This is a genomic window from Paenibacillus sp. FSL R7-0216 (assembly GCF_037969915.1).
In the GTDB taxonomy this organism is placed as follows: Bacteria; Bacillota; Bacilli; order Paenibacillales; family Paenibacillaceae; genus Fontibacillus; species Fontibacillus rhizolycopersici.
This window is the reverse complement of sequence record NZ_CP150222.1, coordinates 1,161,930-1,184,983: the sequence shown is the minus strand read 5'-3', so window position 1 is coordinate 1,184,983 and position 23,054 is coordinate 1,161,930. Positions and strand designations below refer to the sequence as shown.

Here is a 23,054-nt window from a genome sequence, read left to right as displayed (position 1 = left end):
TAAGAGTCTATCATTGCCGCGGCCGAAGAATAGAGTGATTTTTTCACCTTATTTGAGACATACGCTGGGGAATGCTAGCCCCCTCCTCCAATTCCGTAACAAAAAGGAGCGATAACCCATGAAATTGTCCGTATTTACCGTATCCACCCCGGATTTGACGCCGGAGGAGTTGGTACAGGCCGCAAGGGAAGCCGGTCTCCACGGTGTGGAGTGGCGTTTCAAGGAAATCCCTGCCGAGGCAACTGGTGAGAAGCCATCGTATTGGCGCAACAATTTGTGCTCGATCGATCCGTCTTCAACAGAAGAACAGCTGCTTCGCTTCAAGCGCATCACCGAAGCTGAGGGGCTTGAGATGGCAGGCATCGCGCCGTATCTAAATTCGCTGGACCTCGAAGAGACGGAGCGGGTATTCGCCGTCGCCCGCCTGCTGGGTGCGAAGACGATCCGCGTAGGCGCGGCCGGATATGACGGCTCGACGCCCTATCCCGAGTTGTACGACAAAACGGTGCGTTACCTGAAAGAAGCTGAGCGTTTGGCCAAACAATACGGCGTCAAAGGCGTCGTGGAAACACACCATCTGACGATTGCGCCAAGCGCCGGCCTCGCCCATCGACTGGTCAGCCACTGCGATCCCGATCAGATCGGCGTGCTGTATGATCCGGGCAATATGGTGCACGAAGGTTACGAGCAGTTCAAAATGGGACTCCAGTTGCTCGGGCCCTATCTCGCTCATGTCCACGTCAAAAACGCCGCCTGGTCGCAAACCGGGACGTTCGAGGACGGCAGCGCGGCTTGGCGTTGCGAATGGTCGCCGCTAGCGAACGGCGTGATCGACTACAGCCGGCTGCTCCAGGACCTGAAGTCCGTTGGCTACGACGGCTACCTTGGCATTGAGGACTTCAGCGGCCATTACGGTTCGAAAGAGATGCTCCGCAAGTTTGCCGAGTTTATCCACGAAAGGATGTAAGGCCGATGACGATGGATAAACAACAGCAGCCCTCTTATCAAGCGAAGGACGGGATGAACTATGCGCCTAAGGGGCGTCCGAATGCGGTCGTGAAGCCCGGCGAATTTGCATTTGCCGCGGCGGCTCTGGACCACGGGCATATTTACGGAATGGCAGGCGGGCTAATTGAAGCCGGAGCGACCTTGAAGTGGGTTTACGATCCCGACCCGGCGAAAGTGCAGGCGTTTGTGGAGCAGTACCCGCAAGCGATCCGGGCAGACAGCCTTGAGCAGGTGCTCGCCGATCCCGAGGTACGGCTCGTCGCTGCTGCGGCGGTTCCGTCGGAGCGGGGACCACTGGGTCTCAAGGTGATGGACGCCGGGAAGGATTATTTTACCGACAAGACGCCGTTCACCCACCTGGATCAGCTCGAAACCGCACGCCGGAAGGCTCGCGAAACCGGCCGCAAATATATGGTGTATTACAGCGAACGCTTGCATGTAGAATCCGCCGTGTATGCCGGCCAACTCGTTCAGCAAGGGGCGATCGGACGCGTGCTGCAGGTAACCGGGTTTGGTCCGCATCGGCTGAATGCAGGTTCGCGGCCGGAGTGGTTTTTTCAGAAGGAGAAATACGGCGGCATTCTCTGCGACATCGGCAGCCACCAAATCGAGCAGTTCCTGTATTATACGGGGTGCCGGGACGCCCAGGTGTTGCACAGCAAAGTAGCCAACTACCATCATCCCGAATACCCCGAGCTAGAGGATTACGGCGACGCAACGCTGGTTGGCGATAACGGAGCGACCCAGTATTTCCGCGTTGACTGGTTTACGCCGGACGGCCTCAGCACCTGGGGAGACGGGCGGACGTTCATTCTGGGCACCGAAGGGTATATCGAGCTGCGCAAATACATCGATCTTGCCCGGGACGCGGACGGCGATCATGTCTACCTGGTGAATCAGGACGGCGAGCAGCATTTTGCCGTGCGCGGTCAGGTCGGTTATCCGTTCTTTGGCGAATTAATCCTGGATTGCCTGAACCGCACAGAGAACGCGATGACGCAAGAGCACGCCTTCAAAGCCGCGGAGCTTTGCCTGAAAGCCCAGCAACAGGCGCTACAAATCACCACATCTTACTAGGACGGGAAGGGACCTTACGATGCAAGAACCGATAGGCGCAGCCATCGTCGGCTGCGGAGCGATTTTCCCGCTGCATGCCGGGGCTGTGCAGCAGTTGGACGGCGTGAAGCTGAAAGTCGTCGTCGACAGCGATGCCTCCAAAGCAGAGCAGGCAGCTGCGGAATATGCCTGCGAAGCGGCGAGCGATTACCAGACCTTACTGGAACGCGATGACATTCAAGTCGTTCATTTATGTACGCCCCACCACCTGCATGCGGAGATGGCAACGCGTCTGCTACGGGCCGGAAAGCACGTGCTCACAGAGAAGCCGCTCGCGCATCACCTAAAGGCAGCGGAGGATTTGCTTGCGGAAGCGCGCCGCAACGAAGCGCAGCTTGGCGTCGTTTTTCAGAATCGATATAACGCCTCGTCCCAGAAGATCCGCGAATTCCTGGATTCGAAAACGCTGGGTCAGCTCCTCTGCCTCAAAGGTATCGTCACCTGGCACCGAGACGAGGCTTATTATACCGACAGCCCATGGCGAGGACGCTGGGAGACCGAAGGCGGCGGCGTATTGATTAACCAGGCGATCCATACGCTCGATCTCCTGCAATGGTTCGGCGGTGAAGTCGTCTCCGTACAAGGAAGCGTCACCGCCGATGCCCTTGGCGACGTGATCGAGGTGGAGGATACGGCGCATGCCAGCTTCCGGTTTGCGGACGGCGTCCGCGGGTTGTTTTACGCCACCAATGCGTATTTGGCCAACTCCCCTGTTGAACTGGAGCTGGTGTTTGAAGGCGGCACGCTGCATCAGCGGGGCGACTGCCTGTATTTAATTCAGGACGGCCTAGAAAGCCTGATCTCCGAGCCGCCGGTCAGCCTCGACGACGCGGGAAGAATCATCGGCAAATCTTACTGGGGCTCAAGCCACCGGTTATTAATCGCCGATTTTTACGACCACATCCGGACAGGAACGCGCTTTGCGATGAATGGCGAAGAAGGCCTCAAAACGCTGCGGCTCATCGCAGAACTGTATCGTTCCTCCCGGACGCGAGACTCCAGATAAGAACAGGCAACCAGAACAAGGGACTGGGAACTAAGACTTAGACAAACGAAAATGGAATATCGATGCATAGAGAGTAGACCGTTTCTTACGAGGGGCGGTCTATCTTGTATCGGGGGACTTACTGGAGGGTACGACCGAGGTTAACGCAGTTTTCGCATCCTAGCGAGGATGGAAATCAGTACCGAATTCATACCTATGGGTACCTTAGACCGCTCGTTCCTTGGTTTCTCCTTCTCCCAAAGCCGGAATTGCCGGGCCATCCTGCATCGGTCCAGCTCCTTGCGAAGATCCCGGATATGCTGTTTGGCAACGTCCAAATCGTTCATATACATCACGCTCCCACCTCCTTTCCATTTTCAAGTTAATCATCACCATATTTGGATCATGATTTCCTTCTTTATCCTTTCCTATCATAACGCCAAGGTTGCGGCCGCGTAAGGGTACAAAACACCTTAAGTTCTTTTTTCCCTCTTCCTCCCCGCAAAAAAAAAAGCGGCCACCTTTGTTTTATGCAAAGGGGTCGCTTTTGTTCACGGCGTTCCTCACGCTTATGGTTTATTGATAGAAATTGCGGATCCAGCGGTGGGATTTCAGCTTGGCTACCTGTTCGGCGCTTAAGCCGCGGCCGTCGCCAACCGGCATGTTGCGCTCAACGTTGCGAACCGTTCGCATTCCCGGGATGACCGTCGATACCGCCGGGTGACTCAGGACGTAACGCAGCGCGATTTCCGGCATCTCCTCCAGCGAAACTCCCAGCTCAGCGGCGATCTTTTGCACCCGATTGTACACTTCCTGCTTCCGGTCGTCGCGGAAATAGTGATTACGGAAGTCGCCTTCCTCGAATGTGGTCTCCGGCGTTACTTTGCCCGTCAATCCGCCTTCGTCCAACGCAACCCGGACGATCACGCCAACATGGTGCTTCTCACAGGCTGGCAGCAGTTGGTCCTCCGGACTTTGATCGAAAAGGTTATAGATGACTTGAACGGTATCCACGACCCCGGTTTCGATCAGCTTGATCGCATTTTCCGGCTGATGGTCGTTGATGGAGACGCCAAAATGGCGGATTTTCCCCTGTTCCTTCAGCTTTTGTATGCCTTCCAACCAAGAGCCCTGGCCCACCCACTCATCGGACCAGACGTGGAACTGCTGCACATCGATCGTCTCCAGGCCGAGATGACCGAGGCTCCGCTCCGTGCAGGCAATCACATGCTCGGCGGTAAACGTTTCGTCAGCCGGTACACCGGCGCGAGCGGGCCATTGGCCGTTTTTCGGCGGAATTTTGGTGGCCACGTAAATGTCCTTCCCCTGTGCCTTCTGCTCGCGAACGACCTGTCCCACCAGCTTCTCGCTGTGGCCATCCCCGTACCCGAGGGCGGTATCGATAAAGTTAAGGCCCAGCTCAATGGAGCGGCGCAGCGCTTGCAGCGACTCGTCGTCGCTGGCTCCAACCCATCCGGATTTGCCGATCCCCCAAGCCCCGTAGCCAATTTCGGAAATCCGCAGCCCGGTTCGGCCCAGCGTTCTGTAATTCATCGTTCTTCCTCCTGTCGCGTCCAAAATGGTCCTACGCCCCCATTATACGCCCGCCGGACAGGCTCCCGCAAAAGGGACGCGCACCCTAGTTAGCCAGGTGGCTGTCGGCTGGTTCGCGATCCGCCGCTAACTCACGTCGGACGGGTTCACCCGGGCGAATCACAAGGCGTTCTCCGTCGTGCCGAATCTCCAGGCCCTCCCCTTCTCGAAGCGTATAGACGACCTGCTCCTTGTCAAAAAACACCTCAAGAAGTCGCCCCCGGTGCATCACCTTAAACCGGCAGCTCTCCCATTGCGGAGGTAGTACCGGACGGAAACCCAACACGCCGTTGCTGTCGAGCCGCATTCCACCAAACCCGTTCACGACCGCCATCCACGAGCCTGCCATTGCCGCGGTATGCAATCCGTCCTTGGCATTGCCGTTCACGTCGTCCAAATCCATCCGCACCGTCCGGCTGAAATAGTCGTAAGCGTCCTCCAACTCGCCGATTTCAGCAGCGATGATGCTGTGGATACATGGGGACAGCGAGGAATCATGCGTCGTCAGCGGTTCGTAATACCGGTAGTTGCGGATTTTCTCCTCCCGCGAAAACTGCTCGCCTAGCAAAAACAACGCCAACACCAGATCGGCTTGCTTCAACACCTGATGACGGTAGATGACAAGCGGATGGTAGTGCAGCAGCAACGGATAGTTTTCCGGCGGCGTGTCGGCGAAATCCCATTTCCGCTTGGACAAGAACGTATCGTCCTGCGCGTAGATCCCCAATTCCTCGTCATACGGGACGTACATCTTGTCCGCCGCCTGCTGCCAACCAAGGATTTCCCCTTCCGTGAGACCGATCTTCCGCTCAAGCCGGGCGAAATCCGAAGAGTACCGCTCGCGCAGCACCCCCGCAGTCTCGCAGGCATACCGAAGGTGTTCGCGGGCCATAAGGTTCGTGTAGACGTTGTTGTTCACAACCGCCGTGTATTCGTCCGGACCAGTCACCCCGTCGATGCAAAAAGCACCGCCACGGGCCGGATTGTAATGGCCGAGGTCCACCCAGAACCGGGACGTCTCGAACAAGATCTCCGCGCCCTGCTGCACGAGAAACACCTCGTCTCCCGTCGCCTGGACGTATTGGCGGATGCCGTAGGCGATGTCGGCGTTGATATGGGCCTGCGCGGTGCCCGCCGGGAAATAGGCGGAGTTCTCCTCGCCGCCAATCGTCCGCCACGGGTACAGCGCGCCCCGCTGCGACATCACCTTCGCCCGCTGCCGCGCCTGCTCCAACGTGCGGTAGCGGAATTCCAGCAAGGCCCGGCCGATCTCCGGCGTCGTGAAAGTAAAGAAGGGCAGTACGTACATTTCGGTGTCCCAGAAATAATGCCCTTCATACCCTTCGCCGGTGAGACCCTTGGCGGCCATGCTGGTCCGCCCGTCGCGTCCGGCCGACTGCAGCAGGCCAAACGCGTTAAACCGCAGCCCCTGCTGGAGCGCGGGATCGCCTTTGATCTCCACGTCGGCGCGGCTCCAGAACGCGTCCAGATAAGCATGCTGCTCCTCGGCCAGCCCGTCGAAGCCGCGGCTTTCGGCCATCTGCAGCACTTCCGTGCTTCGCATCTGCAGCTCTTCCTCCCGGGTATCTCGGGAGGTGTGAGTGCTGATAAATTTGCTCAGCGAAACGGTGTCCCCCCGGCGCAGCGCCACGTCGTACTGCACCGACAACCGCTGCCTGTCGTGCTTCTCCGACAGGCTATACGAGGCGGACGGCGGCAACGCCAGCCGGTGGCTCATCGCCGTCAGCAGCGCGAAGCGGCTATGCCGCGTGCGCTGCTTCAGCCAGCCGCCGCCGCGCCCGTCGCTCCCCGCCCCCTCCAACAGGAGGCTGGGCTCCGTGCGGCGTGCCCCGAGGCGCGGATCTCCGCCCCGGTCCGGCGCATCTGCCTCGGCGATGTCCCCGTCCATCGCCGAGCAGATCGACACGGTGCCGTCGAAGTTCAGCGCCGTCACCTCGTAGTGGATCGCCGCCAGATGCCGATGGGTCAACGACACCAGGCGGCGGATATGAATCAGCACGCGGTGTCCGGCTGGGGATTCCCATTCAACCAACCGGTGCAACACACCGCTTTGCATATGCAGCACTCTTTTATAGAATCGCACATGCCCCCGGTTCAAATGAAAGGTCTCGCCCTCGAGTGTCAGCTTGATGACCCCGGCATCCGTCACGTTTAGCATCGCTTGGCCCTCGGACGGAAACCCATACGCCCCTTCGGGATAAAGGATCGGCGCGGTATCGTAGAACCCGTTCACATAACAGCCGCGCACCGAGATTCCTTCCTGCCCGTGGTACCCCTCCTCAAAATGACCGCGCATCCCGATGTACCCGTTACCCAAGGCAAACAAGCTCTCCTTGCGCTGATTGTCCTTCTCATCGTACGCATCCTCGACCAGGCTCCATTCCCGCGGGGAATGCAGTGTCGCCGGGTGCTCCTCAGACCGTTTGTTCATCCTTTCACCGAGCCTCCCATCAGCCCTCTGACAAAGTACTTCTGCAAGAGGAAAAAGATCGTGAGCGGCATCAGCATGGAGATAAACGCCGCCGACGTAAGCAGATGCCAGTCGTTTCCTCTCGATCCGACGAGGTCGGCTATTTTCATCGACATCACCTGCACGCTTGGCTGGTTGCCGATGAAGATCAGCGATACCAGATAATCGTTCCATACCCACAGGAACTGGAAGATGCCGATCGAAGCCAGTGCCGGTACGGACAACGGCAGGATCAACCGGGAGAAGATCGTAAAGTGACTCGCCCCGTCAATGAAAGCCGATTCGAACAAATCCTTCGGCAACTGGCTGATGAAGTTATACATAAAATACGTCACGAGCGGTAAGCCGAAGGCGGTATGGGCCAACCAAATGCCCAGGTAGCTGCCGTTCAGGCCCAATGCAGTGTAATCCTTCAGCACCGGGATGAGCGCGACCTGCAGCGGAATGACCAGCATCGCGATGATCACCACGAACAGCGTTTTGCGCCCGGGGAACCGCAGCCAGGCAAACGCGTAGGCGGCAAACGAAGCGATCAGCACCGGGATGACCGTCGCCGGTACGGCGATCGTCAGCGTGTTCCAGAACGCCTGGGACAACCCAGTCCCCTTCTGAATCGATTCGCTGCCGTCAGCCAGCTTCAGCTTGTATTCTTTTCCGGACAGCACGTTCTTGTAGTTCTCCAGCGTCAGCGCCGGCTTAAACTCCCAGCCCTGCTCCTGCACGTTTAGTGTGCGGGCCCGGCGATTCTCCCAGATCAGCCGTTGGTCATCGCTGAGAACCCCGGCTTTCAGCTCGTCGTCGTTGAAGGTTTGCCCATTCACCTCAATCGGCTCGCGCAGATCGATATCTTTCGACAGCTGAATCGTCTCCGCATTCGTCCATTCCCGGTGGGGAAACACGTTCCACCAACCGGTATGCAGAATATCCGACGCTGGCCGGAAGGAGGAGATCAATAATCCCAGCGTAGGAATGAGCCATAATAAGCAGATGACGCCCAGTACGAGATTGACGATCGTTTTGCCGCGTTTGCGTTTGGTTCCTGTGGTACGTGGCTGATTCGTGCCCGCCATTAGAATCCCCCCTGCTTGCGGATCTGCCGCAGATTAAAGAAGATGACCGGCAGCACGGCAATCAGCAGGACGATCGCCAGCGTGGAGCCGTATCCGAAATTGCGGTACATAAAGAACTGCCGGTAAAACTGCGTAGCTACCACTTCCGTCCCGTATTGTCCGCCGGTCATGACCATAACAACGTCGAAGATTTTTAGCGTAAACACGATGATCGTCGTCGTCACCGTCAGGATCGTTGCGGAGATAAACGGAATGATGATACGGAAGAAGATTTTGATTTCACCGGCCCCGTCCACACGCGCCGCTTCCAGAATATCGTCCGGGACGCCTTTAATCGCCGCGGAGAAAATCACCATGGCGAACCCGGTTTGCATCCAGATCAGAATCAGAATGAGAAACAGATTATTCCACGGCTGCAGCATGCTGGTCCAGGCCTGTGCTTCTCCGCCCAGGGCAACGACGATGGCGTTAAGTAAGCCGATCTGCTGGTCACCGGGCTGATAATAGTACACAAACTTCCAGATCACCCCCGCCGCCACAAACGAGATGGCCATGGGCATAAAGATGATCGACTTGGCGATCTTCTCATAGCTGCTGCGATCGGCGAGGATTGCAATCAGCAGCCCGAACCCAACGCAAGCCAGCGTGCCGAGGAACACCCATAGCAGGTTGTTGCGCAGTGCCGTCCCCATCAGCTTATCGGTGAAAATCGCCGCATAGTTGGCTAGCCCCACAAACTTCTCCGAGGAGGCGTTAAAGAAGCTGAGATAGAGCGTCCGAACGGCGGGCAGAACAAGGAGCCATCCTAGCAAGATGACCGCTGGGCCGATGAAGATAAACGGCAGCACCTTCCGCCGGACCTGTTCCGGATATTGCTCCACCGCCAAGTTAAACGTATAAAAAAGAAAATATACGCCGAGCACGCCCCATAGGACCGCGCATACCGCGGTCAACAGCGGATTCAGCGTCGAGTCGCGGAAGAAACGGAATATCAATCCGTGTCCGGCGGCATTGGCGAGCAAAATGACCAGGGTGAAGAGCACGGCCCTCAGGCTGACGGTTCGCTTGGCCTCTGAACTCATCATGACCCCTCCTAAAAGTTTGGTGAGCGTAATTTTCTGAATAACCGGTTGGATTCATAACTAAGAGGGGCGGTGTACCGGAACCCACGTTTCGGTTCGCGCGCCCCTCCAGCGGTGCAGTATTATGGCATGTCTTGCGACCTAGCTAAATTCAGTTCTTCCAGCCTTCCTGAATTTGCGCCAGCGCTTCATCCAGCGTAGCCGTGCCGCTCACGTAGTCGGTCATTCCCTTCCAGAAGGTGCCGGCACCCACTTTACCCGGCATCAGGTCAGAACCGTCGAATCGCAGCGTGGAAGCCTCTTGCACGAGCTTCGCCATGCGGCGATCCGCCTCAGAGGTATACCAGTCAAGCGAAGCGTCGTTCATCGGCGCAATGACGCCGCCGGATTGTACCCAAGATTTAATCGATTCGCCGGTCGTGAAGAACTCCATGACGGCACGAACTTCAGGGCGATCGTTGAACATCGAGTAGATATCGCCGGCGACAAGCACCGGTTTGCCATATTGCTCATCAATCGGCGGAAGGTAGAACCAGTCGTAGTCTTCATCGATTTTCGCCGTTTCCGGGAAGAAGCTGGTGATGAAGTTAGCTTGACGGTGCAGCCACACCTTCGGCGGATTGTCGAACATCGGGGCCGGCGAATCGCCAAAGGCCGTGGTCACGATCGACTTCGTTCCGCCATACACATAATCCGGGTTCATCCAGATTTCCGACATCTTTTCCACCGCGTGCTTCACTTCAGGGGAAGTAAATGGCAGTTCCCCGCTAACCCACTTATCATAATTCTCCGGCGATGTCGTGCGGAGCATGATGTCTTCGACCCAGTCGGTAGCCGGCCAGCCTGTTGCCGCGCCGCTTTCGATCCCGATGCCCCAAGCGGTGTCGCCGTCCTTAGCGATTTGTTCCGTCAGCGCCATCAGCTCATCCCAGGTTTGCGGAATGGTGTAGCCCGCTTCCTCAAACTGTTTCTTCGGATACCACACCAAGCTCTTCACGTTGCTGCGGTTCCATACGCCCGCCATGATTTTACCGTCCTTGCCGTCCATCGTCGCCATGTCGAGCCAACTTTGATTGTAATTGGCCTTCAGCTTCTCCTGATCGAGAATGCCGGTAAGGTCAATGACCTTGCCGGTTTTGGCTACGGCAGCCAGCAATCCCGGCTGCGGGAAGTCGGCGATATCGGGTGCGTTACCGCCGTCCACGCGGACGTTGATGGTCGCCTCAAACTCCTTAGAGCCTTCGTATTGGATATCGATGCCCGTCTTTTCCTCGAAATCCTTGATACTGGTCTCGAATTTCACCTGGTCGGCGTCCACGAATGGCCCGAACATCGTTACCTTGGTGCCTTTATATTCGCCTTTCAACGCGAGCTCCAGCGGCGAGCCGGTGGCTGCGGCGTCATTCGTAGCGGTGCCTTCATTCGTATTCTGCTCCGTAGTTCCGGTGTTGGCCGGGGCCGCCGGTTCGTTATTTGCCGCATTGTTCCCTCCGCCGCAAGCGCTGAGGAGAAGCGTAAACGATAATCCGCTAACAAGCAGTAAAGAAGTCCATTTTGATCTTTTATTCATTGACCCTACATCCCCTTCGATATGTTGTATGAGAAACCATCTGAAGGTCTGGCTGACAATGGAACGCTATTCGGCAAATCACCTCCTTGAAAAGCACTTCAACAGTCGTATGAATGAAGCTCCCCCTGAATCCGTTTTCATTTTGGTATAAGTGTATGACCTGCCCAACTGGAATGTTCCGTTTTTTTGAAAAGCTTTTCAAAAAGTTATTGGTAACTTTGTTGATTGCGTAGTTCGTAGTGGTGTTCGTGTAAGTAGTGATCGTGTAGGTGGTGTTTGATCGTGGTGCGTTCATGTGGATTGGGTTCAAGTTGGTACACATTGTTAAATCGTGGTTGCTCTTTCTCGCGACGATTCGCGGACGATGAGTTTGTGTTGGAGGACTTCTCGGGGCACCGTTACACTGCCGGTTGTCAGCAGCTCATGCAGCTTCTCCGCCGCACGGTGGCCCAGGTCATAGATGGGTTGAGATATCGTTGTCAGTTTTGGAATGTACATGCCGGCCATGCGGTGGTTGTCGAAACCAACGACGGACACTTGCCCCGGCACAAGAATGTGCCGATCCCGAAGGTACGAAATGGTCCCCATGGCAAATTCATCGGCGACGCAGAACACGGCGGTCAGTGGAGGATGCTCGGTAAACAGCTCGTGTGCAGCCTGATACGCATGTTCGAAATAGTGACTGGCAAATTTCACATTGGCGATGTTGGACATCAGCCCGTATTCCGTCATGGCTCGGACAAACCCCGCGTAACGCGGCGGTCCGGAAATCGAGTTCTCGTGATTGAAACCGATCATCCCGATTTGGCGATGCCCAAGCTCGATCAGGTAAACGGCCGCGTCGTAAGCTGCCGCCTCGTCGTCGACTTCAACGCAAGGGATCTCGTATTCATCCGAATGGGAGGACACCATGACAAAGGGGATCCGGCAGCCCACCAGCTTCTCGTAATACTCCGGAAACATTTTGTCGCTGGCAAACACAATACCGTCCACCTGCTTCTCATGAAACGCGTCGATATAGGATAACATCCGTTCCTTATCGCGGTCCGTGTTGCAGATCATCAGGCTATAACCCAGCTTGTTGCAGGCATCCTGCATTCCCCGGATCATTCCGGCGTAGTACATATTTTCGATGTCGGGGATCAATAGCCCCAGGGTAAAAGATTTCTTGTAAATCAGTCCGCGGGCGAACGCATTCGGCTGATAGCTCAGCTCCTCAATCGCCGCCAGCACCCGTTGCCGCTTACTCTCAACCACACTTGCCGGCGCGTTCATCACGCGCGAAACCGTGCTTATGGAGACACCTGCTTTATTGGCAACATCGCGTATCGTTGGTTTGTTTTTGTTTTTGTTCATGTCGGCATCCTCGGTTTGAAAAGCTTTTCAATGCGATTATAACAAGGGGTATTTTGGAATACAAGAGTTTTTTTGAAGCGCTTACAAATTTATGGTTCATAGGGCCATTTGCCGTCTTTTCACCATTATCCCTTTGGCTCCGGTTTCGCGTAACAGATTGTCCCTAGGTGTTCGGTTACGCATCAACGTATATCCAATTGAGATCCGTTTCAGATCAACAACTATCCCTTTGCATCCGGTTTCGGCGTTAACGTTGTCCTGTGACTCGACTCGATTTACACCTCATGATGCTGCACCGAGGTTCTAACGGAACCAGATGACGCTAATGTCCATTTCCCGCGCTATTTCCCAACCTAACGGAACCAGAAGACGTTATTTGGCTCAAAAGGGGTCTAGTAGGCTTGGTTTACGTCAAATAACGTCTCTACGTTCCGTTAGATTTTCGAACAACTAGTTTCCCGCCAAATAAGGGCTCTACGTTCCGTTAGAAACGGATCACATGGGACTCTGCAGCAACAGATCGATATTATCGTCACAATCCTGGTGTGCCTCCCTCTAATATCTTTAACCTGATCGCCGGCCGCACGCCATCTCGCGCCAGACTGACATTGGCATAGCTGCGGATGCTGTGCCCGGGACCGATAAAATGGGCGCGTGATGACTTATTGCCCCGCGTGCGCAACCACCACCAGGAACAGCCCTCCTCCTTGCCGTTTCGCAGAACGTAATTGTCTTTCTCGCCCTTGTCGTAGACATAGAGACTGCAGCCGTCGGGCTTCTTCAACTTCGCGTAGTCCGTCCCCGCGGCGGTTAACCACGTTTTGCCGAGGGCCGCGGTGAACGCTTTGATCTCTGCCACGCTTAGCAGAAACACTTTGTCCTCCGTATCCGGACTCCCCTCTCCATGATCCGAACAAGGCGTAAGCTTGATGAGATCCTGTTCCTCTAGGCTAAAAGCAGCAGGATAGAACTCCTCGTTCAACCACTGCCGCAAATCACAATCTCGCCACGTTACCTCTGCGGCATCGCGCCACGAAATATCTGCGCTTTTTCCGTGATATCGCTTGCACTCCAAGATCTCCTCGCTTAGGAGAAACAATTCGCTGCCCGTGTTCTCAAGAACCCGCCATACAATGGGTTGGACTTCCCCGTCAGCGGATTGCGGGTACGAACCGAAAGTCAGGCGTTCCCCAGGCTTAATGGTCGGATTCGCTATTCCCTTTGACAAGTTAACTCTCTCCATCACGCTAACTCCCCCTTCATCCTCAGTCTACCTATCTTACAACATGTTGCCGGGGGATCCGCAACTCTATCTCTCTTTGGGTGCACCGCGACCAACTACCTTGACACACATAGTAATATGTTTTACATTGTTCTCTGAAGAGGTGAACGCATGAACGATAGCGCCATCAGCCGGGATTTGATCCGCGGCCATATTGATACGATTATTCTCCGGGTGCTGCTGGAGGGCGATAACTACGGTTATGAGATCATGAAATCCATCTCCGTCATCAGCCAGGACCGCTACGAATTGAAGGAGCCGTCGCTCTACACCAGCCTAAAGCGATTGGAAGCTCAACAGCTAATTGAGTCCTATTGGGGCGAAGACCGCAGTATGGGCGGACGGCGCAAATATTACCATATCACCCTTGCAGGAACTGAAGTGTACAAAGCTAATTTGTCGGCATGGAAAACATCCCGCGAAATCATTGATGTCTTAATCGAGAAACAGGAGGGATCCCCATCGTGAATCCGCTGCAAAAACACGTGGATCGTTTATTCGCCGGATACCCGGCAACCGGACGCATTCGCGAGCTGAAGGAGGAAATCCTCGGCAATCTGGAAGCCAAAGCCGCCGATTACATGGCCGGCGGAATGGAGTACGAACAAGCCGTCCAGGCCGCCACGGCCAGCTTATCCCGTATCGACGGGCTGATTGACGAGAGCCCGCAGATCTATGTGAACCGCTATCGGCTGGATCTTCTGCAAAAAACACTGTTTTTTACGCTGATATTGTGGATACTCACTATTCCTTTACGCATGATTGAACGCACGCCGCTCAGTTTTTTGTTCTTGGTCCTCGTCCTGCTGCTCGGAATCCTATATCTGGTCCTGAACTCCGTCTGGCGCGGCCGTGCACTTGAAGTTACGGCTCCGCGCAACCTCCATGTTGCCCGGAGACGAAGCCGGATGGTTTGGCTATTATGGGGCCTGTTCATTCTCGTCACCCTCTTGGCCATTACTGCCCTGCGATTCGGCAGCAACATCTGGTTTGGCCATCAGGTAAAAATCGGCGGTCCTTACCAGTTTGCCGTACTTGGCATTCAATACGCCAAGCCTTTTCTGACGATCTTGATTCCCTTGGCGTTCCAGGCAAGCACCACGCTGATCTCGAAACACGAGGCGGGTGAATTGGAATGACGGCCCAACGCTTCAGACGTTGGAACATCGGAATACTCGCATTGCTCCTCGCGGGACTGGTCTGCTTTGGGGTAGTAGAAGGTGTGGCGCTACCGCGCCAGGATCAGCGCGAAGCTCAGTATACCGCTGACCAGAACAGTCCGATAACCCATGATATTGCCCGAACCGCTCATTACGCGACGCCCTACATGGGCGACGCCTCTAAAGTAACCGGCCTGTTCCGTTCGCTTCCGCTCGGCTCGATTCGCTCCTTTGCGCTGGATCCGGACGTATTTACCGTACAAGTGAATCTGGATTCTTCAACGCCGTTGGCGGATCGGGATCGCGACCCTGCATATCTATACAGCGCGACCGCTGCATTCGCTTATGTCGATAACCTTGAGGCCGTCATTTTCAACGAAGGAGCCGTTGCGTACCGCGTAACTCGGGAAGATCTGCTGACCTGGTACGGTGTCGATGGGTTTTCCGCATTCACCCGTGACGCCGCTGTTTGGAAAACAGCGGTGCAAAGCAAGCTCGAGGATGCGGAGTATGCAGGGCGCGCTTTCCAAGAACTGTTCCACAATACGCAGGTTCTGTCCGATTAACGCTGTTAACCTTTATCGCTTTCGGCAGGTGAAGCCTTTTTCCGCACTCATCTATAAGGGAAATCCGGGAAACTGAATAACAACCGATTTGATAAAAAAAGTCGGTCAGGAGAAAACCTCCTGGCCGACTTTCGTTCGCGTGTGTGTCACTATTCCTCCTCCCACCTCTTGATCATCTCCAGAAACTCGAGAATGATGTCGGAAACGGCGTCCTCTTCGGACATATGGATAAACTTGCTTATATGCATAATATCGCCTTTAAACAGCTCAATTAACTTTAACGTCGATTCGGGATCGTTTTCCCTGGCCTTTTGGAGCAAAATCAGGAACTCATCATCATCCGGGACAACTCTTTGATCATCTTTCGTTTCCATTTGTTCACCCCTTGCTGACTCATATTCAACTCGCGGGCGACTTCCCTCTCCGTTTTGTCCTGCAAGTATATCTTGGAGATGATCGTTTTTCCCGTCGTGGAAGGAAGCGCATTGATCAGCTGTCTCACAACGATTTTATTATCAGAAGATGAGGTGAAGCAGGTTACGGCCGGCTCGACTCCATTGAATGAACATTCCCGTTTTCTTACGACTCTCGCTCTGTATTGGACCCTCCATGCGATTCGATAAACTTCTTTCCGGTATTGCTCGTACACGGTATGTTGTTCCTTCAAAACTACCTCCCCCTTTCATATTCATCTTCTATGTATAGGGAATTTTCAAGGGGGTTTTCACAACCATTTTTATATAAGTAATTATGATTATAACATTTTTTCTATTTTTTGGTTATACCTAGGCAAACTTTTTTTCCCCATATAGTGAAGGGCCCAAAAAATTCAAGGAGGTAACAATTATGCAGGTTGCGGATATTGTGTCGTTGGTTGCCAATGTAGGTTTTCCGGTCACGCTTTGTTTCATTTTGATCAAATATGTGCTGCAAACCGTCGGCGATAAACTGGGCAAAATCGAGACTTCTCTGCAGGCCCTCTCCGAGGAGGTGCAGCGTCTGGACGCCATTCTGGATGAAGACCGGCCACCCTCCGGTTCCCCCGTCATCAAAGAAACTAGGAAACTGTGAAAATTCCCTAACGGGAGGTTGTACCGCAGGATCAGGCGAAAAACGCCCCTATTTATATCTATGGCGAGCCCGGCACATTTAGAACATTTGATGTCAGAAAAAAAGCCCCATGCTCCGCTATCCCTTTGACTCCGGGGATTTGGCGATCCATGAGGCTTTTATTATTCCGCAGTTGGGAGCTCACGCTTACGGCTTGGTGAGCCCTTGGTGCAGTGCATCCAGCAGCCGGAGCGTCCGGTCGCAGCCATACTCCCAGAACATCACCCCAGCCAGCTCTTGCTCCTTGACGTATTCGCATTTGCAGCGAATGGAAGTTTCGTCATCGTAAGAGATAAACGTTTGGCCATCGAAGAGATACGGCGCTTGGGCCTCGTCATCCCAGTAACGGACAAATCCGTTACGATCGATATACTCGGCGGTCAGCGCTGTAAAGTCCGGGCCGTACCCACCGGGGCCGGGGGACATTTGATACAATCCGCGATTGACGTTCGGAACGTCCTTCCACATGCGCGAATAGAACGCCGCGCCGATGACGATTTTCTCCTTCGGCACCCCGGCTCGGACAAACAGGTTAACCGATGCGTCAACGCTGATGCGAAACAGATCGCCTGTCCCTGTGTACAGATTGGTGTGGTGACCGGTCAACGTCTGGAACCCGCCTCGCATGTCGTACGTCATCAACTGGACGAAATCGAGGTAACGCTGCACCTCGGCCATTTCCGTGCCGTCGATATAGTATTGGTCCGCGCCCGCCGCGATCGTCAGCCCATAATGGCGGCCGTCTCGCTCGCCTTGCCGATCCAACGCTTCCCTCATCGTGCGCAGCAGCAACGTGAAATTCACCTTATCCTTCGGACTGGCAGCAATGCCTGCCTCGGCATAACAAGGGTACTCCCAATCCAGGTCGATCCCGTCAAGCGCATGCTCCGCTACAGCTCGGACTGCTGACTCGGCCATCGCCTGCCGGCCGGCTTCCGTCGAAGCGGCTTCCGAGAAGCCGCCGGCACTCCAGCCGCCTACGGAGAGCAGGACCGTCAATCCGGGATGTTCCCCTTTCATTTCGGGCAGCAGCCCCAGGTTCTGCAGATGCCCGGTTTCGATTCGATCTTCTCTCACATGTCCAAAGGCGATATTCATATGGGTCAGCTTCATCAAATCTTCCTTCGTCAGTTCAGGGAGATGGCGGTCGCTGACATATCCCGCCACCACATAGTTCAGGCTCATTTGGGCGCTCCTTCCTTTGCTTGCGCGGCCATCGGAATCAGCGGCAAGCCTGTCATCCATTTGTCGACTATAGCTCGCTTAACACTTGCAACGCTTCTTTGCCGCTGCCTGGTTTATAACCGGATTGCATGTAGCGGATGTTTCCCTCGCGATCCAGCGCAAATAAGTGTGGGAAGCCCCCGCCCCCTAGTTGGATACCGGCAGCGGTCAAATCTTTCAACGCCGCGTAGCCGGGGTCGCTTACGAATACCGTGCCGCCCGGCAAACTGGCTGTAGGGAGGGCAGGGGCGGCCAGAGCCGGCTTGCCATCGTCGCTGCCGAGAACAAAGATCACTGGGATGCCAAGGACATCAAACGTTTCCGCGAGTTCTCCCGTTTCGCGCAGCAGATGCTTCGACGGCTCCCGATCCGGCTCCAACCAAGCGATCATCGCGCCGCGTTCTCCTCCGCTAAGCGCACTGAGCGTTGTCTTGGTCCCATCCGCTCGCCATAGCGGCGTTTGCGGATCGGGGGTCCCGTACACGGGGATATGCTGCGACGGAGCCGGAAAGCTTAGCGTGACCTGTGTCTCCGTCTGCTCGTCAACCCGGCAGTACGTCAGCCGCCCTAGGACCGTGCCGTCTTTCAACCGCACGCCGGTCGTGATTCGGTATTCTCCCGGCTCCACCTCGAAAGCCGTATCGTACACATCGGTTTTGCCATGTGGATACAGCAGTGTTTTGTAGTAACCCCCCTCAAGCCGAGCGAGGGTGAAGTTCTCCATGTACGAAGCGACCGGCTCATCGGTTCGGCCTTCCGCTTCGCGGCGCAGGCGCAGCATGCCAATACGACGGAGTGCCTCTTCCTCCGTATCTGCCTCTTCCCGAACCGGCCCGACTGGGGCGTCCACCCACGTTCCGCCCGCGTTATACTGCGGTTTCTGCTCACTGGGATGCAGCCTTGCCGGAATGCCCAAGCTCCGGCATAAGGCGACGAACAAGATGTCCAGCGAGCCTTTGTCGGCGACCCGCAGTTGGAACGTGCCCAGCGGCCCCGCTTTCCCACGCAGGTTCCCCGGCCCTTCGCGCAGATCCCAGCCTTCATTCAGAAGCCTTGCAATCCGGGATGGATCTTCTTGATAGAAGGCCACCTCCGCTTCGGTAAAGCGGGCCTGCAGCTCCTTCCGATAGGGGCCGATCATTTCAAACAACACCCGCGGGCACATGACATACGGCACGAACAGCTCCCGGCCGTAGGAATCCTTCCATGGCAGCGATCCGGCCAAGTGGTCGTCCAGCGTCTCCCGCATCGTATCGGTCAAATCCTTCTCCCGTAGGCTCTCGAGCAAAAGCAGCGGCCACTCTCCGTGTTCTGGGACGCGCTCCTCCAGGAAAGCGGCGATCTCCCGGCCATTGCCGCGGGCAGGCTCCAGCACCTTCCACAACCGCTCCGCCGGTAACCCGAGCTGGGCCGCGAGCTGCTCGGCTTCCGCCTCCGTCAGGAACGTCTCCTCGTAAGCCCGGCGCAAAGCGGCCCCTTCGGCCACCCGCTGTTCATGTCGCCGTAGCAGTTCCGCGGAGAGCGGTTCTGATTCCGGCCCATCCAGCTCCGGAGGGGGCACCATTTCGAAGTCTTCGGTTCCGATCGGCTGATCCGATATCGCTCCGTTTAGTACGACCTCGAACCGGTCTCCATCAGCGATCCGGATCTTTCGCTGACCCCAGGCCTCATTCCGTACGGCCCGGACGATCAGATCGCCGTAACCGGTCGTGAATCGAGCTTCGCCCTGGTCATCCGTCACCAGCTCGGCCAGCGGGAACAGCTCGGCATAGTTATACAGCTGGAACTGCACCCTCGCTCCTGCCGCCGGCGTGCCGTCCGCCTCTCTCACCTCCACGGCAATCGTCCGGGTTGGCGCATAATTCGCCAGCAGGTTTAGCTCCGCATACGGTCCACCCTTCACGGTGATTTCCTCCGGGCCGGGATAGGTCGCCGGGACGCGGGTGTGCACCAGCATCGCCCGGCGCGCCGGACCGCTGAACCAGCCTTGGTCCAAGCGGGCTTCCGGCTCGCATGCGCCGATGTAATGCCACTTGCCGTCGGCCCAAGCTTCGACCCAGGCATGGTTATCGTCGCAGTGCGCCCAACGCGGCGTATAGCATTGCCGCGCCGGAATGCCGATGCTGCGCAGCGCCGCGACCGCCAGCGTCGACTCCTCGCCGCAACGACCCCGCGCGTTCCGGATCATGCCAAGCGGCGACAAGGTGCGCAAGTCGCTGCCGATGTAGGTGGCTTTTTCATGGCACCAATAATTCGCCTCAAGAATCGCCTCCGCCATCGAACATCCCGCCGTCCGCGGTCCCAGCTCCGCATAAATCACCTCGCGAAACTTTTCGATGTTCTCGGTGTTCACCCGGCACGGCAACACGAAATGCAAGAAGAGAGGATCGGGAACCCGGTCGCCCCAAGGCACCCGCTTTCGAACCGCCAACGCCTGGCGGACATGAGCCAAGAACAGCGATCCGTCGTAATCGGCCAAATCGTTCAGTGGCATATGCACATACAGGAATTTCAGGGCCCATGTCTCTTCCGTAGTCAGTGGGCCGTCAAATACCCCAAACAGCGCCTTCTCCCGGCCTCGGGCCAGCGTTCGAATCTCCGCAAACCTGCGTTCAATCTGCTCCAGCTCCTGTTCGCTCAGCGAAAACGCCGGTGTCTCTACGCTCATCTACGATCGCTCCTTCCACAGTTTTCCGTCTTCCCGAATCATGAAAATCCCGTTCCCGTCAGAGGTGGTCGCGGATATCTCAAATCTCCCGCCTGCCGCCTCGACCTTTGGCCGGATGCGAAACGTATTCATTTCTTCCGCGGTGACGAGTTCAGCAAGCTCCGCAGTAAACCGCCCGCAGCGGGCATAATAGCTGCGCTGCCGGTAATATAACCGCCGAAGCTCCCATTTGACGTATTCATCCTGCGGCAGCGGGAACCCGGCGGATCCCCCGCCCGCATCGGCGCTTTCATCCGCAAATACGACATAACCCCACAATTCGGGGTAATGCATGTTTACGATCCCTTGCGGAGACCAGACCCAGTTGTCCTCGGGATAAGGGTTCCCGGTCGCAGGGTTGACTTGCTTGACGTACCGCCCATCCTGCACCTCCACCTGCCATTCCACCCGGGAGAAGTTTACCCTCCAGAATTCGCCCGGCACCGGTGGCCGCCCCTCCGGCGCGCATTCGCGCAGCGAAGCCCATGGCATCGCAATCTCTACGCTCCATAGACGGTTCTTCGCGGCAGGATGGTTTAGCTCCCCGTCTATATACACCGCGGTGCGTAATCCGCGAATATCCCAGCCGTTTACCGGCGGGCCGCCGTCACGGTACGGCTTGACCAGCAGCAAATCCCAAACGGTATTCAGCGCGTTGATTTCAAATTCGTAGTACAGATGGCTGTCGCCGTCCGGATCAATGAAAATCTCGAAATCGTTGTCATGAAAAATCACCGAGTCCCGTTCCGTCAGCGTCCCCCAAATTTCATCCTCCTCCATTTCGGCAGCCACGTAGAAATGCTCGTCATCCCATAGCATTTTCGCCCGCGTCCGTTTCCTTGGCTTGGGCCGCAGGTCCCCTTCGATGTCGACGAAGTCGTCGGTCCATGCGGCGGCATCCCAGAACGGCTTATCGATCCGCCCGTCCAAGACGAGCGGCCCGGCGACGGCCCGTTTGCAGACATACGTTTTCGGGGCGAACTCGATCACCGGTTCAGGCACTTCGCTGAAATTCACTGTCGTTTTCTCTCCTTTCCTGATTGAGGTAAAGTTCGCCAACCGGTCCTTGAGCTAACGCTAACGGACCCCAGCGCCGTTATTTTGCCGATAAGCTCTGTTTTCAAAATCTAACGGACCCAGTTGACCTTATTTGGCGTTTTCGAGCAGTAATCCGGACTATTCCGAGTCAATAACGGCTCTCCAGTCCGTTAAATGGCAAATTGACATCTTTTCCGGAAAATAAGGTCTTTCAGGTCCGTTACGCACTTGTCATTGAGGCCCCCCGCCCTCACCGGATGCGCAGCACCCAAGCGATCGGCGTCTCCTCCTGCCGCACAGCGTCCGGCAGGCGAACCGCTACCCCGCCTTCCGGCGACGGGCGGAAATCCAACCCCTCGGCTCCGCCAACGAGGTCGATCCGGCCGATGCCGGAAGCGGGAAGCGGCAGCAGCAAGTCCCCCGCCGTTGCTTCAGCGTCCTCTTGAAGCAGCACTAACGCGTATCTTGTGTCCCCTTTGCGCGTGAAGAAGCTATTCCCTGAAGCGTACGGCTCACAGATCCGCGTTCCGTAAATCGCTTCGCCGTAAACCTTCAGCCACTCGCCTAGCCCCTTCATCCGCTCGAGCGCCGGTCTCGGCAGCCGGCCGTCCGGCTGCGGCCCGACGTTCAGCGCCAGATTGCCGCCTTTGGCGACGATTTCGACGAGCAGGTGGACCAGCTCGCGGACGGACTTGTAGCTGTCGCTATAGCTGAACGAGAACGAGTGTCCCATCGTGATGCAGCTCTCCCAAGGGACGGTGAGCGGCCGCTCCGGCACCGTTTGCTCCGGCGTGATGAGGTTCTCGTACGGCCCGCCAACCGTGCGGTCCGCCGTCAACAGCCACGGCTGGATCTGCCGTGCCTTCTCCACTACCTCGCCAAGCCGGATGTCTTGATCGCGGCGGGCGTTTACCCACCCGGCGTCCAGCCACAGCATGTCGATGCGGCCGTACCTCGTCATCAGCTCCATGATTTGCTCATGGGTGAACTGAACGAACCGCTCCCAGAGCCAAGGGTATTGCTTCGGATCGTACGAGGGCCCGCGCCACATGCGGCTGCCTCGTTCCATGCCCGGCGCCCAATAATAAGGCGTATGCCAGTCCGCCTTGGAGAAATAAGCGGAGATCGCCAACCCTTCGGCACGGAACGCATCGAACAAGTCCCGGCAGATGTCCGCATAACGGTGCGTATGGAACGGACAGTCCGGTCCGGTGATCCGGTAGTCAGTCGTATGCGTATCCCACATGCAAAAGCCGTCATGGTGTTTTGTCGTAAACGTCAAATATTTGAAGCCGCCCTCAGCCGCGGCGTTCGCCCATAATTCCGGCTGGAAGCGAATCGGATGAAACGTACGGTTCAAATCAAAATATTCCTGTTTGAAGCGTTCCATGTCTTCCGTCCAGTCGATGTCGTTCCGGGACCAATCCCCGTCCTCGTCGCTGAGCGCCCAGGATTCTACCAGTCCAAGCTGGGAGTAAGGCCCCCAGTGCATCATCAGGCCCAGCTTCTGATCCTGGAACCATTCCAAACGTTCCAAGATCACCAGGTCCTCCGGCTTCACCCAATTTCGTTCGCTGCTGTAATTGTGTACGCCTTGCTCCACCGCCGGTTCAGCCGCAAAAGGCGCCTCGGTGGGCGCCTCGGTCTGCGGCTCGGCCGATGGCTCCAGGTTCGTCGCGGATTTCTCCTCGCTCAT

The 23,054-nt window shown here is 56.4% G+C and carries 21 protein-coding genes; 7 read left to right on the top strand and 14 right to left on the bottom strand.

The genetic code is table 11. The features are described from left to right. Positions 1-118: 118 nt before the first annotated feature. From MKZ15_RS05020 to MKZ15_RS05010, 3 genes are read left to right on the top strand one after another with little or no spacing between them, the layout of a single operon-like run. Positions 119-967 (top strand): sugar phosphate isomerase/epimerase family protein, encoded by an 849-nt coding sequence (locus MKZ15_RS05020; RefSeq protein ID WP_339820310.1) that lies wholly within the window; start codon positions 119-121, stop codon positions 965-967. 11 nt (positions 968-978) lie between these two features. After that, a complete protein-coding gene (locus MKZ15_RS05015) occupies positions 979-2,085 on the top strand; it encodes a Gfo/Idh/MocA family oxidoreductase (protein WP_339822290.1) in 1,107 nt (368 codons plus the stop codon). A gap of 19 nt (positions 2,086-2,104) precedes the next feature. Further along, positions 2,105-3,130 carry a Gfo/Idh/MocA family oxidoreductase gene (locus tag MKZ15_RS05010; RefSeq protein ID WP_339820307.1) on the top strand — a complete coding sequence of 342 codons (1,026 nt, stop codon included), beginning with the start codon at positions 2,105-2,107 and terminating at the stop codon, positions 3,128-3,130. Between the two features lie 140 nt (positions 3,131-3,270). Here MKZ15_RS05010 and MKZ15_RS05005 read toward each other — a convergent pair whose 3' ends face one another. The 8 genes from MKZ15_RS05005 to MKZ15_RS04970 form a co-directional block, all read right to left on the bottom strand. Next, entirely contained in the window at positions 3,271-3,462 is a 192-nt protein-coding gene (locus MKZ15_RS05005) for a hypothetical protein (protein ID WP_155608576.1), read from the bottom strand. 223 nt (positions 3,463-3,685) lie between these two features. Further along, on the bottom strand, positions 3,686-4,663 hold the full coding sequence (locus MKZ15_RS05000; RefSeq protein ID WP_339820304.1) for an aldo/keto reductase: 978 nt from the start codon (positions 4,661-4,663) through the stop codon (positions 3,686-3,688). A gap of 85 nt (positions 4,664-4,748) precedes the next feature. Then, the gene (locus tag MKZ15_RS04995) at positions 4,749-7,154 is read right to left on the bottom strand and encodes a glycosyl hydrolase family 65 protein (protein ID WP_339820301.1); all 2,406 of its coding nucleotides are present in this window, start codon (positions 7,152-7,154) and stop codon (positions 4,749-4,751) included. Continuing rightward, the gene (locus MKZ15_RS04990; RefSeq protein ID WP_155608579.1) at positions 7,151-8,263 is read right to left on the bottom strand and encodes a carbohydrate ABC transporter permease; all 1,113 of its coding nucleotides are present in this window, start codon (positions 8,261-8,263) and stop codon (positions 7,151-7,153) included. Before MKZ15_RS04990 ends, MKZ15_RS04995 begins: the two co-directional genes overlap by 4 nt. Then, positions 8,263-9,345: a sugar ABC transporter permease gene (locus MKZ15_RS04985; RefSeq protein ID WP_155608606.1), complete on the bottom strand. Its 1,083-nt coding sequence runs from the start codon at positions 9,343-9,345 to the stop codon at positions 8,263-8,265. Before MKZ15_RS04985 ends, MKZ15_RS04990 begins: the two co-directional genes overlap by 1 nt. 151 nt (positions 9,346-9,496) lie before the next feature. Continuing rightward, entirely contained in the window at positions 9,497-10,915 is a 1,419-nt protein-coding gene (locus MKZ15_RS04980) for an ABC transporter substrate-binding protein (RefSeq protein ID WP_193415628.1), read from the bottom strand. A 324-nt stretch (positions 10,916-11,239) separates the two neighbouring features. Further along, positions 11,240-12,271 (bottom strand): LacI family DNA-binding transcriptional regulator, encoded by a 1,032-nt coding sequence (locus MKZ15_RS04975; RefSeq protein WP_339820299.1) that lies wholly within the window; start codon positions 12,269-12,271, stop codon positions 11,240-11,242. 532 nt (positions 12,272-12,803) lie between these two features. Then, complete coding sequence (locus tag MKZ15_RS04970) at positions 12,804-13,499, bottom strand: DUF6273 domain-containing protein (RefSeq protein WP_339820297.1); 696 nt, start codon at positions 13,497-13,499, stop codon at positions 12,804-12,806. A 165-nt stretch (positions 13,500-13,664) separates the two neighbouring features. On the opposite strand from MKZ15_RS04970, the gene MKZ15_RS04965 reads away from it, so the two are divergent. Genes MKZ15_RS04965 through MKZ15_RS04955 form a run of 3 tightly spaced genes read left to right on the top strand, consistent with a single transcriptional unit; the run spans position 13,665 to position 15,279 of the window. Next, complete coding sequence (locus MKZ15_RS04965) at positions 13,665-14,021, top strand: PadR family transcriptional regulator (RefSeq protein ID WP_155608583.1); 357 nt, start codon at positions 13,665-13,667, stop codon at positions 14,019-14,021. Then, positions 14,018-14,692, top strand: coding sequence for a permease prefix domain 1-containing protein (locus tag MKZ15_RS04960; protein WP_339820294.1), 675 nt, complete (start codon positions 14,018-14,020; stop codon positions 14,690-14,692). Before MKZ15_RS04965 ends, MKZ15_RS04960 begins: the two co-directional genes overlap by 4 nt. Continuing rightward, positions 14,689-15,279, top strand: coding sequence for a DUF4825 domain-containing protein (locus tag MKZ15_RS04955; protein ID WP_213623915.1), 591 nt, complete (start codon positions 14,689-14,691; stop codon positions 15,277-15,279). The genes MKZ15_RS04960 and MKZ15_RS04955 overlap by 4 nt, the downstream gene beginning before the upstream one ends. Before the next feature lie 149 nt (positions 15,280-15,428). On the opposite strand, the gene MKZ15_RS04950 is transcribed toward MKZ15_RS04955, so the two are convergent. Beyond that, positions 15,429-15,653: a hypothetical protein gene (locus tag MKZ15_RS04950; RefSeq protein WP_339820292.1), complete on the bottom strand. Its 225-nt coding sequence runs from the start codon at positions 15,651-15,653 to the stop codon at positions 15,429-15,431. Beyond that, on the bottom strand, positions 15,602-15,946 hold the full coding sequence (locus MKZ15_RS04945; RefSeq protein ID WP_068787158.1) for a DUF1492 domain-containing protein: 345 nt from the start codon (positions 15,944-15,946) through the stop codon (positions 15,602-15,604). The genes MKZ15_RS04950 and MKZ15_RS04945 overlap by 52 nt, the downstream gene beginning before the upstream one ends. 179 nt (positions 15,947-16,125) lie before the next feature. Between MKZ15_RS04945 and MKZ15_RS04940 the strand changes: the two genes are divergently transcribed. Further along, complete coding sequence (locus tag MKZ15_RS04940) at positions 16,126-16,350, top strand: hypothetical protein (RefSeq protein ID WP_155608587.1); 225 nt, start codon at positions 16,126-16,128, stop codon at positions 16,348-16,350. A 186-nt stretch (positions 16,351-16,536) separates the two neighbouring features. On the opposite strand, the gene MKZ15_RS04935 is transcribed toward MKZ15_RS04940, so the two are convergent. The 4 genes from MKZ15_RS04935 to MKZ15_RS04920 all read right to left on the bottom strand — a co-directional run bounded on the left by MKZ15_RS04935 (position 16,537) and on the right by MKZ15_RS04920 (position 23,054). Continuing rightward, the gene (locus tag MKZ15_RS04935) at positions 16,537-17,574 is read right to left on the bottom strand and encodes a glycoside hydrolase family 18 protein (RefSeq protein WP_339820287.1); all 1,038 of its coding nucleotides are present in this window, start codon (positions 17,572-17,574) and stop codon (positions 16,537-16,539) included. A 67-nt stretch (positions 17,575-17,641) separates the two neighbouring features. Beyond that, a complete protein-coding gene (locus MKZ15_RS04930; protein WP_339820284.1) occupies positions 17,642-20,281 on the bottom strand; it encodes a transglutaminase domain-containing protein in 2,640 nt (879 codons plus the stop codon). Next, a complete protein-coding gene (locus MKZ15_RS04925) occupies positions 20,282-21,337 on the bottom strand; it encodes a carbohydrate-binding family 9-like protein (protein WP_193415637.1) in 1,056 nt (351 codons plus the stop codon). A gap of 271 nt (positions 21,338-21,608) precedes the next feature. Beyond that, entirely contained in the window at positions 21,609-23,054 is a 1,446-nt protein-coding gene (locus tag MKZ15_RS04920) for an alpha-L-fucosidase (RefSeq protein WP_339820281.1), read from the bottom strand.